This is a genomic window from Pseudoduganella sp. SL102, from assembly GCF_027856995.1.
GTDB lineage: Bacteria > Pseudomonadota > Gammaproteobacteria > Burkholderiales > Burkholderiaceae_D > Rugamonas > Rugamonas albidiflava.
In genome coordinates, this window is sequence record NZ_CP115554.1 from 5512935 (window position 1) to 5529816 (window position 16882).

At 62.9% G+C, this 16882-nt stretch carries 19 protein-coding genes; all 19 read right to left on the reverse strand.

Annotated elements, in window-relative coordinates:
* Positions 1–145: 145 nt before the first annotated feature.
* The 19 genes from era to OU994_RS23265 all read right to left on the reverse strand — a co-directional run bounded on the left by era (position 146) and on the right by OU994_RS23265 (position 16681).
* Complete coding sequence (gene era / locus OU994_RS23175) at positions 146–1048, reverse strand: GTPase Era (protein ID WP_131144884.1); 903 nt, start codon at positions 1046–1048, stop codon at positions 146–148.
* Between the two features lie 12 nt (positions 1049–1060).
* Complete coding sequence (gene rnc / locus OU994_RS23180; protein WP_131144883.1) at positions 1061–1849, reverse strand: ribonuclease III; 789 nt, start codon at positions 1847–1849, stop codon at positions 1061–1063.
* Positions 1850–1875: 26 nt separating this feature from the next.
* Entirely contained in the window at positions 1876–2265 is a 390-nt protein-coding gene (locus OU994_RS23185; protein WP_281607875.1) for a DUF4845 domain-containing protein, read from the reverse strand.
* A gap of 73 nt (positions 2266–2338) precedes the next feature.
* Complete coding sequence (lepB, locus tag OU994_RS23190) at positions 2339–3259, reverse strand: signal peptidase I (RefSeq protein ID WP_131144882.1); 921 nt, start codon at positions 3257–3259, stop codon at positions 2339–2341.
* Entirely contained in the window at positions 3256–5049 is a 1794-nt protein-coding gene (lepA, locus tag OU994_RS23195; protein ID WP_281607876.1) for a translation elongation factor 4, read from the reverse strand. Before lepA ends, lepB begins: the two co-directional genes overlap by 4 nt.
* Positions 5050–5311: 262 nt before the next feature.
* Positions 5312–5557, reverse strand: a complete 246-nt coding sequence (locus OU994_RS23200) for a glutaredoxin family protein (RefSeq protein WP_131144880.1) — start codon at positions 5555–5557, stop codon at positions 5312–5314.
* A 144-nt stretch (positions 5558–5701) separates the two neighbouring features.
* Positions 5702–7210: a DegQ family serine endoprotease gene (locus OU994_RS23205; RefSeq protein WP_281607877.1), complete on the reverse strand. Its 1509-nt coding sequence runs from the start codon at positions 7208–7210 to the stop codon at positions 5702–5704.
* Positions 7211–7443: 233 nt separating this feature from the next.
* The gene (locus OU994_RS23210) at positions 7444–7788 is read right to left on the reverse strand and encodes a sigma-E factor negative regulatory protein (protein ID WP_281607878.1); all 345 of its coding nucleotides are present in this window, start codon (positions 7786–7788) and stop codon (positions 7444–7446) included.
* A gap of 248 nt (positions 7789–8036) precedes the next feature.
* Positions 8037–8639, reverse strand: a complete 603-nt coding sequence (gene rpoE / locus OU994_RS23215) for an RNA polymerase sigma factor RpoE (RefSeq protein WP_281607879.1) — start codon at positions 8637–8639, stop codon at positions 8037–8039.
* An 86-nt stretch (positions 8640–8725) separates the two neighbouring features.
* On the reverse strand, positions 8726–9358 hold the full coding sequence (locus tag OU994_RS23220; protein ID WP_281607880.1) for a hypothetical protein: 633 nt from the start codon (positions 9356–9358) through the stop codon (positions 8726–8728).
* Between the two features lie 53 nt (positions 9359–9411).
* Complete coding sequence (locus OU994_RS23225; protein WP_281607881.1) at positions 9412–9675, reverse strand: hypothetical protein; 264 nt, start codon at positions 9673–9675, stop codon at positions 9412–9414.
* Positions 9676–9758: 83 nt separating this feature from the next.
* The gene (gene fabF / locus OU994_RS23230) at positions 9759–11003 is read right to left on the reverse strand and encodes a beta-ketoacyl-ACP synthase II (RefSeq protein WP_281607882.1); all 1245 of its coding nucleotides are present in this window, start codon (positions 11001–11003) and stop codon (positions 9759–9761) included.
* Between the two features lie 39 nt (positions 11004–11042).
* On the reverse strand, positions 11043–11282 hold the full coding sequence (gene acpP, locus OU994_RS23235) for an acyl carrier protein (protein WP_130188465.1): 240 nt from the start codon (positions 11280–11282) through the stop codon (positions 11043–11045).
* 180 nt (positions 11283–11462) lie between these two features.
* Positions 11463–12209 (reverse strand): 3-oxoacyl-ACP reductase FabG, encoded by a 747-nt coding sequence (gene fabG, locus OU994_RS23240; RefSeq protein ID WP_281607883.1) that lies wholly within the window; start codon positions 12207–12209, stop codon positions 11463–11465.
* Between the two features lie 29 nt (positions 12210–12238).
* Entirely contained in the window at positions 12239–13189 is a 951-nt protein-coding gene (gene fabD, locus OU994_RS23245) for an ACP S-malonyltransferase (RefSeq protein ID WP_281607884.1), read from the reverse strand.
* Between the two features lie 241 nt (positions 13190–13430).
* Positions 13431–14417, reverse strand: coding sequence for a beta-ketoacyl-ACP synthase III (locus OU994_RS23250; RefSeq protein ID WP_281607885.1), 987 nt, complete (start codon positions 14415–14417; stop codon positions 13431–13433).
* A 6-nt stretch (positions 14418–14423) separates the two neighbouring features.
* Positions 14424–15467, reverse strand: coding sequence for a phosphate acyltransferase PlsX (plsX, locus tag OU994_RS23255; RefSeq protein ID WP_131144871.1), 1044 nt, complete (start codon positions 15465–15467; stop codon positions 14424–14426).
* 248 nt (positions 15468–15715) lie between these two features.
* A complete protein-coding gene (gene rpmF / locus OU994_RS23260; protein WP_005666806.1) occupies positions 15716–15898 on the reverse strand; it encodes a 50S ribosomal protein L32 in 183 nt (60 codons plus the stop codon).
* Positions 15899–16186: 288 nt separating this feature from the next.
* Positions 16187–16681: a DUF177 domain-containing protein gene (locus OU994_RS23265; RefSeq protein ID WP_281607886.1), complete on the reverse strand. Its 495-nt coding sequence runs from the start codon at positions 16679–16681 to the stop codon at positions 16187–16189.
* Positions 16682–16882: the final 201 nt, after the last annotated feature.

The following is a 16882-nucleotide window of genomic DNA, read 5'->3' on the forward strand; positions in this document are numbered from 1 at the left end:
TTCGCTGGTAGCGGTATCGATGGCGTTTTCGGCCAGCCCGGAATCCGTGTCCGGGACCGGAAGCGACGGGCTGGTGTCCGCGTCCAGGCTTGCCCCGGAGCTGGACACGAGCCCGGCCGTGGGCTGGCGCTTAGCCATGGCCGGATTACTCGTAGCCGTAGGCGCGCAGGCCGGCTTCGTTGTCGGCCCAGCCGGACTTCACCTTGACCCAGATTTCCAGGTACACCGGGCCGCCGAACAGCTTTTCCATGTCCAGGCGGGCCTGGGTGGAGACTTCCTTCAGGCGGGCACCCTTGTTACCGATGATCATGGACTTGTGGCCATCGCGCTCGACGAGGATGGCGGCGAAGATGCGCCGCAGGTTGCCCTCCTGTTCGAACTTCTCGATCAGCACGGTGCTGGTGTACGGCAGCTCGTCGCCGACGAAGCGGAACAGCTTTTCGCGCACGATCTCGGAAGCGAGGAATTTCTCGCTGCGGTCGGTGATGTCGTCCTCGCCGAAGATCGGCGGGTTTTCCGGCAGCAGGCGCTTGATCTCGTTTTGCAGGCCATCGAGCTGGAAGCGCAGCTTGGCCGAGACCGGCACCACGGCGGCGAAGTCGAATTTCGACGCGACCTGCTGCGCGAACGGCAGCAGCACGGCCTTGTCCTTGACGCGGTCGGACTTGTTAATCACCAGCACCACGGGCACGTCTTTCGGCAGCAGGTCGATGACTTGCTGGTCGGCCTCGCCGAAGGTGCCGGCTTCCACCAGGAACAGGATCACGTCCGACGAATCGAGCGTGCCGGTGACGGTCTTGTTCAGCGTCTTGTTCAGCGCGTTCGAGTGGCGGGTCTGGAAGCCCGGCGTATCGACATAGATGAATTGCGCATCGGACAGCGTCTGGATGCCGGTGATGCGGTGGCGCGTGGTTTGCGCCTTGCGCGACGTGATGCTGACCTTGGCGCCGATCAGGGTATTCATCAGCGTCGACTTGCCCACGTTGGGGCGGCCGACGATGGCAATGTAGCCGCAGCGAAAATCCGCGGGCGTGGTGGGGTCGGTCATGATGTTTCTCGGTTATTTGTTGGCGAGCTTTGTTTCCGCCGGGTCGTCGCCCTGCACGGTGGCGATGCCCGCCAGTTTCAGCTGCGCGGCGCGCGGCTTGGCCCGGCGCGCGGCGGCCGGTGCTTTCTGCAGGGCCTGCTCGGCCACTTCCAGCGCCAGCTTGGCGGCTGCCTGTTCGCCGGCACGGCGGCTGCCGCCACGGCCATACACCTGGATGCCCAGCTTGGGCACCAGGCACTCGATTTCGAATTCCTGGCTGTGCGCGGCACCATGCGTGGCGACCACGTTGTACAGCGGCAGTGAAATCTTTTTGCTCTGCAAGAATTCCTGCAGCAGCGTCTTGGCATCCTTGCCCAGCGTGCGGGGATCGACGGTATCCAGGATCGGGATATAGAACGCCCGGATCACGCGTGCCGCGGCATCGAAGCCGGCATCGAGGAAGATCGCGCCCAGCAGCGCCTCGAGGGTGTCGGCCAGGATCGACGGCCGGCGGAAGCCGCCCGATTTCAGCTCGCCCTCGCCCAGCCGCAGGAACTGCGACAGTTCCAGCTTCTGGGCGATTTCATACAGCGATTGCTGCTTCACCAGGTTGGCGCGCAGCCGCGACAGGTCGCCTTCGTCGATCTGCAGGTATCGATCGTAGAGGATCGAGGCCACGACGCAGTTCAGGATCGAATCGCCGAGGAATTCCAGGCGTTCGTTATGCAAACTGCTGTGGCTGCGGTGCGTCAGGGCCTGCTGCAGCAATCCAGCATCCCCGAAACTGTGGCCCAGCTTGGCTTGCAATAACTGTAGATTCATCGTCCTGTCTTGTCCTGTCTGTCGTGTTACTCGGGTTTGGCGGCTGGGCCGGCCTTCGCGGTCGAGCCGCTGTATTCGAGCAGCACGCTGGCCGGCCCGGCCAGGTGGATTTTCTTGTCGTAGGCGAACGAGACTTCCAGTTCGCCATCGACACGCTCGATCGTCAGGTCGCGGCCGCTGATCGAGCTGATGTAGTTTACCTCGGCGCTCCGGTCGAACGAGGCACGGATTTCCTGCGGCGTGCCGCCGGCCGTCTTGGCCTTGGCGATCGCCGCGCTGACCGAGCGGTATTCGCTGTAGGTGGGCAGGATCTTCATCGCCAGCACGCCGATCACGCCGATCAGCGCCAGCACCACGATCAGGCCGGTCAGCGAGATGCCACGCTGCCTGTTGGCCGGAAAATGCATTCCCCGCATCGACACTCCCTTGCTGCTGGTTACTGTAGTTGGCGTACTGCGTATGGCTCAATGGTGCCGGTTGCCCGGCTGCTTACTGGATGCCGCCGATGCGGCGCAGGTTCGACAGGTTCATCCAGACCGCCACGGCCTTGCCGACGATGTTGCGGTCAGGCACGAAGCCCCAGTAGCGGCTGTCCGCGCTATTGTCGCGGTTGTCGCCCATCATGAAGTAGTTGCCGGCCGGTACCGTGCAGGTGAATCCGTCATACGTGTACGTGCACGCTTCCTTGCCGGGGAAATCGCCCACGTCCGACAGGTTCAGGGTGCCGGCGCGATCGTCGTTCAGGATGCGGTGCTCGGTGCCGGACAGGTTTTCCTTGAACTGCTTCTTGTAGTTCAGCGACTCTTCTTCGAGATAGTCTTCCAGCGGCGCATAGCTGATCGGCTTGCCGTTCACTGTCAGGCGCTTGTTTTCATAAGTGATCTTATCACCCGGCACCCCGACCACGCGCTTGATGTAATCCTGGCTCATGTCCTTCGGGTACTTGAACACCATCACGTCGCCCCGCTGCGGATCGTTGAGCTGGATGATCTTCTTGTTGACGATCGGCAGGCGGATGCCGTACGTAAACTTGTTCACCAGGATCAGGTCGCCCACCAGCAGGGTCGGCACCATCGACGACGAAGGGATCTTGAACGGCTCGAACAGGAACGAGCGCAGCACGAACACCAGCGCGATCACCGGGAAGAAGCTGCCCGAGTATTCGATCCAGGTGGGCTGGCGCAGGTGCTCGGCCTCGATCTTCTCGCGCGCGTTCTGGTGGCTGTCCAGGCGGATGCCGTCGGCGGTCAGCTTCGCGGTGCGGGCGTCGTACTCGGCCAGCGCCCGGTCGGCGGCGGCGCGGCGCTGCTTGGCAAGATAGAACACGTCCAGGACCCAGATGATCCCGGTTACCACCATCAACACGAACAGGATCAGCGCGAAATTGCCGAGGATGCTTTGCAGTGTCATTTCTCTTCCACTTGGAGGATTGCCAGGAATGCTTCTTGCGGGATCTCAACCGAGCCGACCTGCTTCATGCGCTTCTTGCCGGCCTTCTGCTTTTCCAGCAGTTTCTTTTTCCGCGAAATGTCGCCGCCGTAGCACTTGGCCAGCACGTTCTTGCGCAATGCCTTGACGTTTTCGCGCGAGATGATGTTGGAGCCGATCGCGGCCTGGATCGCCACGTCGAACATCTGCCGGGGGATCAGTTCGCGCATCTTGGCCGCCACCTGGCGGCCGCGGTATGGCGCGTTGGCGCGGTGCACGATGATGGCCAGCGCGTCGACCTTTTCGCTGTTGATCAGCATGTCGACCTTGACCACGTCGGCCGAACGGTATTCCTTGAACTCGTAGTCCATCGACGCATAGCCGCGCGAGGTGGACTTGAGCTTGTCGAAGAAGTCCAGCACGATCTCGGCCATCGGCATCTCGTACACCAGCTTCACCTGGCGGCCGTGGTAGGCCATGTCCAGCTGGATGCCGCGCTTGGCGATGCACAGCGTGATGACGGAACCGACATACTCCTGCGGCATGTACAGGTTGACCGTGACGATCGGCTCGCGCACATCGTTGATGTGCGACGGATCGGGCATGCGCGAAGGATTGTCGACCTTCAGGATGGAGCCGTCGCGCTGCTCGACTTCATACACCACGGTCGGCGCCGTGGTGATCAGGTCCATGTCGAATTCGCGTTCCAGGCGTTCCTGCACGATTTCCATGTGCAGCAGGCCCAGGAAGCCGCAGCGGAAGCCGAAGCCCAGCGCCTGCGACACTTCCGGCTCGTACATCAGCGCGGCATCGTTCAGTTTCAGTTTTTCCAGCGAGTCGCGCAGCGCATCGTACTGGTTCGCTTCCACCGGGAACAGGCCGGCGAACACCTGCGGCTGCACTTCCTTGAAGCCCGGGAGCGGCGCTTCGGCCGGCTTGACGGCGGTCGTGATCGTGTCGCCCACGCGGGCCACTTTCAGTTCCTTGATGCCGGCGATGACGAAGCCCACCTGGCCCGCCGACAGCTGCGGCAGCGACACGGAACGGGGCGAGAAGATACCGATGTCTTCCACCAGCTGCACGGAATCCGTGGCCATCAGCAGGATCTTTTCCTTCGGCTTGAGCGTGCCGTTGACCGCGCGCACCAGCATCACGACGCCGACATACGGGTCGTACCACGAGTCGATGATCAGCGCCTGCAGCGGCGCGGCGGGATCGCCCTTCGGCGGCGGCACCTTGGCGATGATCGACTCCAGCACGTCTTCGACGCCCAGGCCGGTCTTGGCCGAGCAGTGCACGGCGTCGCCCGCCTCGATGCCGATCACGTCCTCGATCTCGGCGATCGCCGATGGCGGATCGGCATTCGGCAAGTCGATCTTGTTCAGCACCGGCACCACTTCCACGCCGAGATCGAGCGCGGTGTAGCAGTTCGCCACCGTTTGTGCCTCGACACCCTGCGAGGCGTCGACGACCAGCAGCGCACCTTCGCAGGCCGACAGCGAGCGCGAGACTTCATACGAGAAGTCGACGTGGCCCGGCGTGTCGATCAGGTTCAGGTTGTAGATTTCGCCATCGCGGGCCTTGTACTTCAGCGCCGCCGTCTGGGCCTTGATGGTGATGCCACGTTCGCGCTCGAGGTCCATCGAATCGAGCACCTGGGCTTCCATCTCGCGGTCCGACAGGCCGCCGCACAGCTGGATGATGCGATCCGCCAGCGTGGATTTGCCATGGTCGATGTGGGCGATGATGGAAAAATTGCGAATGTTGTTCATTTATAAAGCGGCGATAAAAACGGCGATGAATACAGCGAAAAGCGCAGCGAAAAGCACAGCGAAAAGCACAGCAAAAAGCACAGCAACAGCATGGCGTGAGCCCGAATGAGCCGGCCAATACAAAAAAGCGCCCTGGGCGGAAAGCCCTGCCGAGCGCCTTTCGAGAAAACGTGCAAGGAAAAACCCCCCGCATTTTACCGGATTTCAGAGGGGAAAGCCCAAAATCCGGCGTACCGGTCAAAGGAGGTGGCCGTGACAGCCGTCAGCGGCGATGACCGCCGAGCACGGCAAGCACCTTCGGGGCATCGAGGAAGTAATGGCACAGCTGTTCGTCGCCGGCATACAGCACCGGCACGAGCTCGTCGAAACGGGCCACCAGCGCCGGATCGGCGTCCACGTCGATCACGTCGACGGAGAACGGTTGCGCAGGCGTGCGCAGGGCCAGCAAGGCGTCGAGCATGTCCTGGCACAGGTGGCAATAGCTGCGCGAATACAAAGTAAAGGTCATTGCAGGGTAAAGGTCATCGCGGCGTAGAGGTCATCGCGGCGTAAAGGTCATCGCTGATCCGGCATCCGGACGGCGGGCGGCGGCGCGGTGGCTTGCCCGGCAACGGATCGTTGCAGGCACACCGCCGGCCGCCGCCCTGCCCGCTTACTTCGGTGCCGGGGCCGGGGCCGGACGCAGCGTCAGGAAGCGTGCCACGTCGCCGCGGCGCACCAGTACGACGGCGTTGCGCTTCGGATCGAGCTTCGACACCAGCGCGGCAAACTGTTTCGCATCCGTGATCGGCGAGTTATTCAGCTGCAGCAGCACGTCGTCCGGCTGGATGCCGGCGCCAGCGGCCACGCCTTCGGCCGCATCCACCTTCACGCCGCCCGGCACGCCCAGCTCCTTGCGCTCGGCGGCCGACAGGTCCGACACCTTCAGGCCCAGCGCGTTCGAGGCGCCTTCGCCGCTCGGCTTGCTGCGCTCGCCCCGTGCGCCTTTCGATTGTTCGGATTCCAGCTCGGCCACGGTGACCGGCAGGTCGACCGCCTTGCCCTGGCGCCAGACGGTGATGGTGGCCCGGGTATTCGGCGCGGTGTTGCCGACCAGGCGGCGCAGGTCGGACGAGCGCTCGATGTCCTTGCCGTTGAACTTGGTGACGATATCGCCCGGCTTCAGGCCCGCCTTGGCTGCCGGGCCGCCCTCTTCCACCATCGACACCTCGGCGCCGCGCGCATCCTTCAGGCCCAGCGATTCGGCCACGTCGCGCGTGACTTCGCCGATCTGCACACCGATGCGCCCGCGGGTCACCTTGCCGCTCTTCTTCAGCTGGTCGGCCACGCGCATCGCCTCGTCGATCGGGATGGCGAAGGAGATGCCGTTGTAGGCGCCGGACAGCGTGGCGATCTGCGAATTGATGCCGATCACTTCGCCGCGCATGTTGATCAGCGGGCCGCCCGAGTTGCCGGGATTGACCGCCACGTCGCTCTGGATCAGCGGCAGGTATTCGCCCGTATCGCGCGCCTTGGCCGAGATGATGCCGGCCGTGACGGTGTTCTCCAGGTTGAATGGCGAACCGATCGCCACGACCCATTCGCCGACGCGGATCTTGTTCGAATCGCCCATCGTCAGCACGGGCAGGCGCGAGCCGTCGATCTTCAGCACGGCCACGTCGGTACCGGCGTCGGCACCCAGCACCTTGGCCTTGAACTCGCGCTTGTCGGTCAGGGTGACGTACACCTCGTCGGCGCCGGCGACCACGTGGGCATTGGTCAGCACGTAGCCGTCGGCGGAAATGATGAAGCCCGAACCCACGCCCCGCTGCACTTCGCGCTCCGCCGGCGCCTGCTGCTGCTGCCGGCCGCGCGGCTGCTGGCCTTCGCGGCGCGGAGTCGGCACCTGGCCGCCGAAGAAGCGGCGGAAGAACTCCTGCATTTCATCCTCGTCCGTCATGCCCGGCGTGCGCATGCGCAGGCGCTCGGTGGTGCGGATGTTGACGACGGCCGGACCGACTTTGTCCACCATGTCGGCGAAATCGGGCAAACCGGCCACGGCGCCGGTGGCCGGCGCGGCATGGACGGAAGCCAACCCCAGCGCGGCGGGCGCGAACAGGATACCCGCGCTGACCAGCAGCGCCGACAGGGTTTTATTACCAGCAGAGATTTTGGTTTTCATAGGTTGTCTGTTTTCGGTATGGGTCAGGACGCAACGCAAGCCAGAGGCTTCGCCGTATGGTAAGCGAAAAGCTGGAGTTGCAGCACGCACAAGATGTTGCAACAGATAACAAATTTCAAGGGGAGATTTGTAGCGTGCTGTATCGCCGCGCTAGCGGATGTAACCACGCATGAATGGCCTGGCGGGCATGGGCGGCCCGGCGGGTGTGACCGGGCAGGAGGCGGGATCGCGGGTCACGGAAGCGTGGCGGTAGCGATGGTGGTGGCTGTGATGGTCGTGGTGGTCGTGGTGGTGGTGGCGGTCGCGGTGGCCGAACCTTCGCGCGGGGCCGTGTCGGCGGGCCGCCCCGGCATTTCTTCAGCTGCCAGGCGCTCGGCGAGCCGCGCCGCGAAACCGGCGGACAGCCCGGCCTCCGGCTGGTGCGCGCGCAGGACGTCGCCAGCCAGGTGGTAGAGGCGCCAGGCGGCGAGCCCTTCGGGTTCGGACAGCGCGGCCAAGGTCAGTTCCACTTCGGATGCCGGCAATTCCTTGTCCACCAGCGCCGAGATGTTTTCCTGGAGGCGGTTCGGAGTTTCCATGACATATCCCTGCGCAGCAAAAGTAAGCAACGGGTTTACAAGCTGAACTACATTCGGAACCACAAGCGGAACTGAACTACAAGCTGCACTGCAAGCTGAACTACAGGTTGCACCGCAAGCTCGCTTGCAACCATGTTGCAAGCTGAGCTGCGACCTGAGTTATAACGTGCGTTATAACCTGCGTTATAACCTGAGCCATAACCTGGGCCATAACCTGGGCTATAACCTGAGTTGCCAGTGTCGGAGCCTCACCAGCGCTTGTCAACCGGCAGGTCCAATAGGGGCCGCAGTTTGTCGGCGATCACTTCGCGGGCGCGAAAAATACGGCTGCGCACGGTTCCGATGGGGCACGACATGATTTCCGAAATCTCGTCATAGCTCAAGCCTTCGATCTCGCGCAGCAGGATCGCCGTGCGCAAGTCGACAGGCAGCGACTCCATCGCGGCATTGACCGTTTCCGCGATCTGCTTGGTGGCCAGCATGGACTCGGGCGTGTTGATGTCGCGCAGGCCGTTTCCTTCATCGGCCCCTTCCGCGCTTGCCGCATCGACGTCGGTGGACGCAGGGGTGCGCCGGCTCTGGGTCACGAGGAAGTTCTTGGCGGTGTTGATGCCGATCCGATACAGCCACGTGTAGAAGGCGGAATCGCCACGGAAATGGCGCAGGCCGCGAAAAGCCTTGATGAAGCTTTCCTGGACGACGTCTTCCGCCTCGGCGGGATCGTGCACGATGCGCGATACCAGCCGCATCAGCCTGCGCTGATACTTCGACACGAGCAAGTCGAATGCTTGCCGTTCACCTGCCTGGACTCGCTCGACCAGCAGCTGATCGCTTTCACGGTCCGTTGTCACACCACGGTCTGTTGTCACACCTTGGCCCTCGGTGGTCCCAGCACCGGCTCTCCATATGCCTATAGAGGCCACGCGGGGTAATTGGTTCAGGGGTTTTGCGGATTTTTTTTCGCGCCGCCGGTGCCGCCGGCGGCGATCGCGCGCGCCGCCAGTGCCAGCCTGCGCCGTACGTCCGGCGCGGCACTATCCGGCAGCACGGCCAGCCAGTGCACCCGCCCGGCCCCGCGCCCGCCACGCCGTGCACCGGCGTCCTCTCCGGTGCCGTCCGCGATGCTCCCCGCAGTGTCTTCAGCGGCGGGTTCGGCAGCATCTTCCGGAACGGTTTCAGCGGCATCCAACCGCAATCGCAACAGCAGCAAACCGGGCCACAGCGTGGAGCCCGGCAGCAGCCGCACGCTTTGCCCCAAGCCCGCGTGCCGTGCGTCCTTCTGGTGGTATACCGCCAGGCGCACCTGGCCGACAGCCGAAATATCAATCCGCGCAAGCTTGACAAGCCCGCGCTGGCGGACGCCCCCCGCCACGCCTGCCGCGACCAGCAGCGCGCCGGCCAGGCTGGCCCCGCACCAGGCGCCACAAGCCAGCACCGCCACGCACAGGGCCGCGTGCGCCGCGCGCAGCATGGGCGATGGATGGATGACGGCGGACACGGCGATGGACATCGTGGAACCCGTCGAAAAGTGGTGGAACGCGCCCTGCGGCAGGGCTGCGATGCGGTTCATACCGGGCGCTGAATCCGGGCGCTGAAACCGGGCGGTAAAACCGTGCTGCGAAATCAACCGCAAAGTCGGCTGCAAAACTCGGCATTGACATTCTGTCGCGGAAAATCACCTGCATGAACTGCCGGGAAACGCCGCCGCAGAACGCTGCTGCAATGAGCGATGATGATGCCGACGATGACGACGACGATGACGACGACGATGACGACGACGATGACGACGACGATGACGACGATGATGCCGATGATGTTCCCGACTAGGGGGAATGCTGGAAGCGCCGGCCTCTTGCCGGGCGATGATGTGCCGAAGAATGCCGGCACCGTGGACCGCGGCGGTCAACGTTCAAGTCAACCGCCGGGCCTTTGGCGCTCACTCCGTTAAGACCGGAGTGAGCCGGGAAAGTTCACATTTTTCCGAACACGAGGCTGCCGTTCGTTCCGCCGAAGCCGAACGAGTTCTTCACGGCATACTGGATGGCCATCGGGCGGGCGACGTTGGCGCAGAAGTCCAGGTCGCATGCCGGGTCCTGATCGAACAGGTTGATCGTGGGCGGGGCCACCTGGTGGTGGATCGCCAGCACGGTGAACACGGCTTCGAGGCCGCCGGCGCCACCGAGCAGGTGGCCGGTCATCGACTTCGTCGAACTCACGACCAGGCTCTTGGCGTGGTCACCGAACGCATACTTGATGCCGGTGACTTCGGCCACGTCGCCCAGCGGCGTCGAGGTGCCGTGTGCGTTCAGGTACTGCACCTGGTCGGGATTGATGCCGGCATTCTTCATTGCCGAGATCGCCGACTTGGCGCCGCCGCTGCCATCTTCCAGCGGCGAGGTCATGTGATACGCGTCGGCGCTCATGCCGAAGCCGAGCAGTTCCGCGTAAATCTTGGCGCCGCGTGCCTTGGCGTGCTCGTATTCTTCGAGCACCATCACGCCGGCGCCCTCGCCCAGCACGAAACCGTCGCGGTCCTTGTCCCACGGGCGGGACGCGGTCGCGGGATCGTCGTTGCGCGAGGACAGCGCACGGGCGGAGGCAAAGCCGCCCAGGCCCAGCGGCGACACGGTGGATTCGGCACCGCCGGCCACCATGATGTCGGCATCGCCGTATTCGATCAGGCGGGCCGCCGCGCCGATGCTGTGCAGGCCGGTGGTGCAGGCAGTCACGATCGCCAGGTTGGGACCGCGCATGCCGTATTTGATCGAGAGGTTACCGGAGATCATGTTGATGATCGAGGCCGGCACGAAGAACGGCGAGATACGGCGCGGACCGCGCTTGTCGTAATCGGCCTTCTGTTCTTCGATCATCGGCAGGCCGCCGATGCCGGAGCCGATGATCACGCCGATGCGATCGGCGTTCTCTTCGGTGACGACCAGACCGGAATCCTGGATCGCCTGGATACCCGCAGCCATGCCGTAATGGATGAAGGCATCCATATGGCGGGCTTCCTTGACGTCGAGATAGCTTTCGACGTTGAAGTTCTTGACCTCGCCGGCGAAGCGGGTCGAGAACGCGCTGGCATCAAACTTGGTGATGTTGGCGATACCGGATTTGCTTTCGGTAATCGCGTTCCACGCTTCGGCAATCGTATTGCCGATCGGGGACACGACGCCGAGGCCGGTAACCACCACACGACGGTTTTTGGAACTCAAGCGATTCTCCTGGAGTCGATCTTTGCTGCTGCTGCGAACTTAGGCCTTGACGTGGTTCGTCGCGTAGTCGATAGCCTGCTGCACGGTGGTGATCTTTTCAGCCTGTTCGTCAGGGATTTCCATTTCGAACTCGTCTTCCAGTGCCATTACCAGTTCAACGGTGTCGAGGGAGTCGGCGCCCAGGTCATCGACGAAGGACGATTCGTTCTTGATGTCGGCTTCGGCGACGCCCAGTTGTTCGGCGACGATCTTCTTAACGCGTTGTTCGATATCGGACATGTTATGGCTCCATTGTGTGTATGTTACGGAAAGCGCGCATTTTATCAGGTTTGCGCACTGAAAAACTAATTTCGGCTTCTGTGCTCAGCTTTACCGAAATCACTGCTAAAAAACGGCTTTACCCACATAAATCGTGCGCAAAGCCGCTTAATTCCTCATTCATTCCCGGCTTATTCGCCATCACCCCATGTACATGCCACCGTTCACGTGCAACGTGGTACCGGTGATGTACGCGCCGCTCGGCGATGCCAGGAAAGCCACCGCCGCGGCAATGTCTTCCGGCTTGCCGAGACGGCCCAGCGGGATCTGCGTGAGCAGGGCCGCATGCTGGTCCTCGCCCAGCACCTTGGTCATGTCCGTGTCGATGAAGCCCGGTGCGACACAATTGACGGTGATGTTTCGGCTGCCGATTTCACGGGCCAGCGCGCGGGACATGCCCTCCACGCCGGCCTTGGCCGCCGCATAATTCATCTGGCCAGGATTGCCGGACGACGCCACCACCGAAGTGATGTTAATGATACGCCCTGCTTTGGCTTTCATCATGCCACGCAGGACTGCGCGCGACAGGCGGCCCACCGCGCTCAGGTTGGTGGCGATGACCTTGTCCCATTCATCGTCCTTCATGCGCATCGCCAGCTGGTCGGCGGTGATGCCGGCATTGTTGACGAGGATGCCGATCGCGCCGAAGCTCTTGCCGATTTCATCGATCACGGCGGCGCAGCGCTCCGCATCCGTCACGTCCAGCGCCAGGCCCTTGCCGGCATCGGCGCCGATCTCGGCCAGGTAAGCGGAAATCGCTTCGGCGCCGGCTTCGGTGGTGGCCGTGCCGATCACTTTCGCGCCCTGGCGCGCCAGCTCGGTGGCAATGGCCTTGCCGATGCCGCGCGAAGCGCCCGTGACGAGTGCGACTTGGTTGGACAGGTTCATGGTGTTTCCTTCGAATTCTTCAGTCAGGTTCAGCCGGCCGGCTTCAGCGCGGCCAGCAGGCGTTCCAGCGACGCCTGGTCGGTGATGGCGTCGCCGGCCAGGTTCGCATCGATCCGCTTGGTCAAGCCCATCAGCACCTTGCCGGGGCCGCATTCGATGACCTGGGTGATGCCGCCCGCGGCCACCTTCTGCATCGTTTCCACCCAGCGCACCGGGCTGGCGGCCTGGCGTACCAGCGCATCCTTGATGCTTGCAGGATCATGCAGTACAGCAACATCGACGTTGTTGATCAAATCGATCTGCGGTGCGTTGAAATGGAGGTTTTCCATGTAGTCGCGCAAGCGGTCCGAGGCGGGCTTGAGCAGCGACGAGTGGAACGGCGCCGATACCGGCAGGCGCATCGCGCGCTTGGCACCCTTGGCCTTGGCGATCTCGCAGGCCTTGTCGACACCGGCGGCGTGGCCGGCGATCACGACCTGGGCCGGCGCGTTGTAGTTGACGGCTTCCACCACCTGGCCCGGCGCGGCGGCCACGGCTTCGGCGCAGGCGGCGCGCACGTCTTCGTCCGACAGGCCCAGCACCACGGCCATCGTGCCCTGCCCGACCGGCACGGCTTCCTGCATCGCCTGGGCGCGGAAGCGCACCAGCGGCACGGCATCCTTGAACGGGATCACGCCGGCGGCGACCAGCGCCGAGTATTCACCGAGGCTGTGGCCCGCGACGATGGCCGGCAGCGGGCCGCCGGCGGCGATCCATGCGCGATACACGGCGACCGCGGCGGTCAGCATCACCGGCTGCGTATTGGTGGTCAGGTCGAGGTCTTCCTTCGGGCCTTCGGCGATCAGCTTGCCGAGGTCGAACTGCAGCGCGTCCGACGCTTCGGCGATCGTTTGCTCGACGACCGGGTTGCCGTTGAAGCCGGCCATCATGGCCACGGCCTGGGACCCCTGGCCGGGGAATACAAAAGCGAATTGGGTCATATGTGTTCTCGTTATGAAAAGCGGACGCGCGAGGCGCATCCGCATTTAGAGCACTGCTTCTAAAACGGCGCGCATTGTACACCGCCGTTCGCATTCCAACCTAAAACTTGCATTCCCGCCACATTTGGCGAGCAGGTAAAGCTTCTATTTATTACATCCTCGCCAAGTCCTGGCGAGCAGGTAAAGCTTTTATTTCCTACATCCTCGCCAAGTCCTGGCGAGCACGTAAAGCTTTTTGTAGTCACATCCTCGCCAGGACGGCCCCCCACGTAAATCCGCCGCCGACGCCTTCCATCATGACGACGTCGCCCTTCTTCACGCGGCCATCGCGCACGGCGGTGTCCAGTGCCAGCGGGATCGACGCGGCCGACGTGTTGCCGTGCTGGTCGACGGTGACGACCATCTTGTCCAGCGCCAGGCCGAGCTTCTTGGCGGTGCCGTTCATGATGCGGATATTGGCCTGGTGCGGAATCAGCCAGTCAATCTGGCTGCTCGTCATGCCGGCCGCGTCCAGCGCTTCGTGCGCCACCTTTTCCAGCACGGTGACGGCCAGCTTGAAGACGGCCTGGCCATCCATGTACAGGAAGGCGCTGCCCGCCACGGCGCCGCCGGCCACGTTGCCGGGCACCGACAGGATGTCGGAATGGCGGCCGTCCGCGTGCAGCTTGCAGGCCAGCACGCCCGGCTCTTCGGAAGCACTCATCACCACGGCGCCGGCGCCGTCGCCGAACAGCACGCAGGTGGTGCGGTCTTCGAAGTTCAGGATGCGCGAAAACACTTCGGAACCGATCACCAGCACGTTCTTGTGCATGCCCGACTTGATGAAACTGTCCGCCGACGCCATCGCATACACGAAGCCGCTGCAAACAGCCTGCACATCGACGGCCGCGCTGGTATTGGTCATGCCCAGCTTGCGCTGCACGATGCAGGCGGTGCTGGGGAAGCTGCCGAAGAAGTCCGGCGTGGAACTGGCAACGATGATGAGGTCGATGTCGTTCGGCTGCAGCTGCGCCATTTCCAGCGCGCGCTGGGCCGCGATCACGGCCAGGTCGGAGGAATTCTGTTCCGGCGCCGCATAGTGGCGCGCCGAGATACCGCTACGGGAGGAAATCCACTCGTCGGACGTTTCGATGCCCTTGGCCGCAAGCTGCTCGGTCAGTGCCTGGTTCGTCACGCGTTGTTCCGGCAGGTAGCTGCCGGTGCCGATGATTTTGCTGTACAGGGTCATGCCGTCTCATCCAATGGTTGTATTTTCGCGCGGCATCAGTTCGGCGATGAGATCCGCCAGCTGCTGCTGCACATCGTTCTTCGCAGCATCGTAGGCCCGGCGGATGGCCCATTCATAGGCTTCCGCTTCGGCACTGCCGTGGCTCTTGAACACGAGACCGCGCAGGCCCAGCAGGCTGGCACCGTTATAGCGCGCGGGATTGAGCCGCTGGCGGATCCGCTTCAACGCACTGTTGGCGATCGCGGCACCCAGCATGGTAATGGGATTGCGCTTGAGTTCGGTCGTCAGCACCATCTTGAAGAAGCCCGCCACGCCTTCAACGGCCTTGAGGGCGACATTGCCGACAAAGCCGTCGCACACGACCACATCGGTCGTGCCCTTGAAGATATCGTTGCCTTCCACGTTGCCGTAGAAGTTCAGCTTGCCGCGCTCATGGTCGGCCTGCAGCAGCGCGGACGTGGCCTTGACCACCTCGTTGCCCTTGATATCCTCGGTGCCCACATTGAGCAGGCCGATCGTGGGCCGCGCGATGCCTTCCATCGCATGCACGAGCACGGAGCCCATGATGGCGAACTGGTGCAGGTGGTGCGGTTCGCAATCCACGTTGGCGCCCAGGTCCATCACATACGTGGGGCCATCCTTCTGGTTCGGCATGATGCCGCAGATGGCCGGTCGGTCGACGCCGGCCATGGTCTTCAGCACATAGCGGGAAACGGCCATCAGCGCGCCGGTATTGCCGGCGGAAACGCAGGCCTGGGCCTTGCCATCCTTGACCTGTTCGATGGCCACGCGCATCGACGAATCCTTCTTGCGGCGCAGCGCCACTTCGAGCGGATCGTCCATCATGACCTGCTCGGAGGCATGCAGCACGGTAATACGGGGATGGTCTCCGGCGCGATGCTTCTTCAGTTCGGCGCGGAGCACGTCTTCGAGGCCAACCAGGATCAGTTCGGCATCGGATTCGCGGTTCAGGAAGGAAATTGCGGCAGGAACGGTGACCGACGGGCCGTGGTCGCCGCCCATGCAGTCGATAGAAATTTTAATTGTCATTGCGGGCAAGATGCAATCCCGGCGCGAGCGCCGGAGCCTGCGGTTTCAAGACACATCAGTTCCCGGCAGGCCGGGGAGCAGCATGGCGGCACAGCATATGGCACAACATATCGCAGAACATATGGCACAACAATGGGTGGCGCGCTGGATGCTGGAAAGTGCTCGGGGTCGACGAAAAGAAAAAGCGGCGCCACGACAAAACTTTCGCGTGCACCGCTTTTGGTCTTTGGCCGAAACCAAAACGCCGATTACTCGTCGTTTTTGGTCTTCAGCACCTTGCGACCACGATAAAAGCCGTTCGGGCTGATATGGTGACGCAGGTGGGTTTCGCCGGTGGTCGGCTCGACTGCCAGGTTAGGGGCGGTCAGGAAATCGTGCGAACGGTGCATGCCGCGCTTCGACGGGGACTTCTTGTTCTGTTGAACAGCCATGATGACTCCTAATACTAAGTTCTAAAATTTTAACACAATCGACTGGCAAATACATGCAAATCGAGTATCCCAGCGGCACCACACTTGCGCGAGGCACCATGCTGCATTACTACTCAATGCCAATACTCGCAGCCCGATTGGCATGTTCTTTCAACTACTCGGTGAATCCCGATAACGCGGCAGGCGGCGTGCAATAACGGCCGCGAAGGCCTGTCAACCGGGCGCATGTCGCTGCGCCGGCCGCTGCAAACCGCCGGCTGGCGCCGCGCGGTAACGGATCGGAATTCCTTATTTTTTCAGCGCCTTCAGCGCATCGAATGGCGATTTCTTTTCGCTGCGCACCGACTCGAGCAGCGCCGTATCGGGGCAGACATCGTGCTTCGGTGCTTGCGGCAAGGCCAGCAGGGCCTCGTCTTCAATCAGGTCCATCAGGTTCATCGACCGCGTACCGACGATCACGTCGATCGTCTCGTCATCGACCACCTCTTCGATTTCATCGGCCTTGGCGTCGTCCTCGCCCAGCATCAGCACGGTCGAGGAATCGATCTCGTAGGCGAACGGCGCGAGGCAGCGCTGGCAAGCCAGCTGCACGGTGCCGCTGACGGCCAGGTGCATTTGCGGGAAGCCTTGCCGGCTCGTGCCGCCCTCGGCGCGCCAGGCAATCTCGCCATCGGACGATGCGCAATCGCGCACCAGGCGTTCCATGGCAGCCACCGGCGTCACGCCTTCACGGCTGGCGCCCGTACGACAGAATTCAAAAGCGTCGATCAGCTGGGTGGTCATTGCAGCGCTCATCGGCTAAAACTTCCCTCGAAAACCTGAGATAATAACAGGGTTTTCAACGGCCGGTCAAAGACTTGCGCGCCGCGCTGCACTTTTCGGGGCCAATTCCGCAGATGATCGGCTGATGATGCAGTGAATTCGCAACATCGATACAACACCGCCACCTCACCGCTCCGACGGCGCCCAGAGCATATAACAATT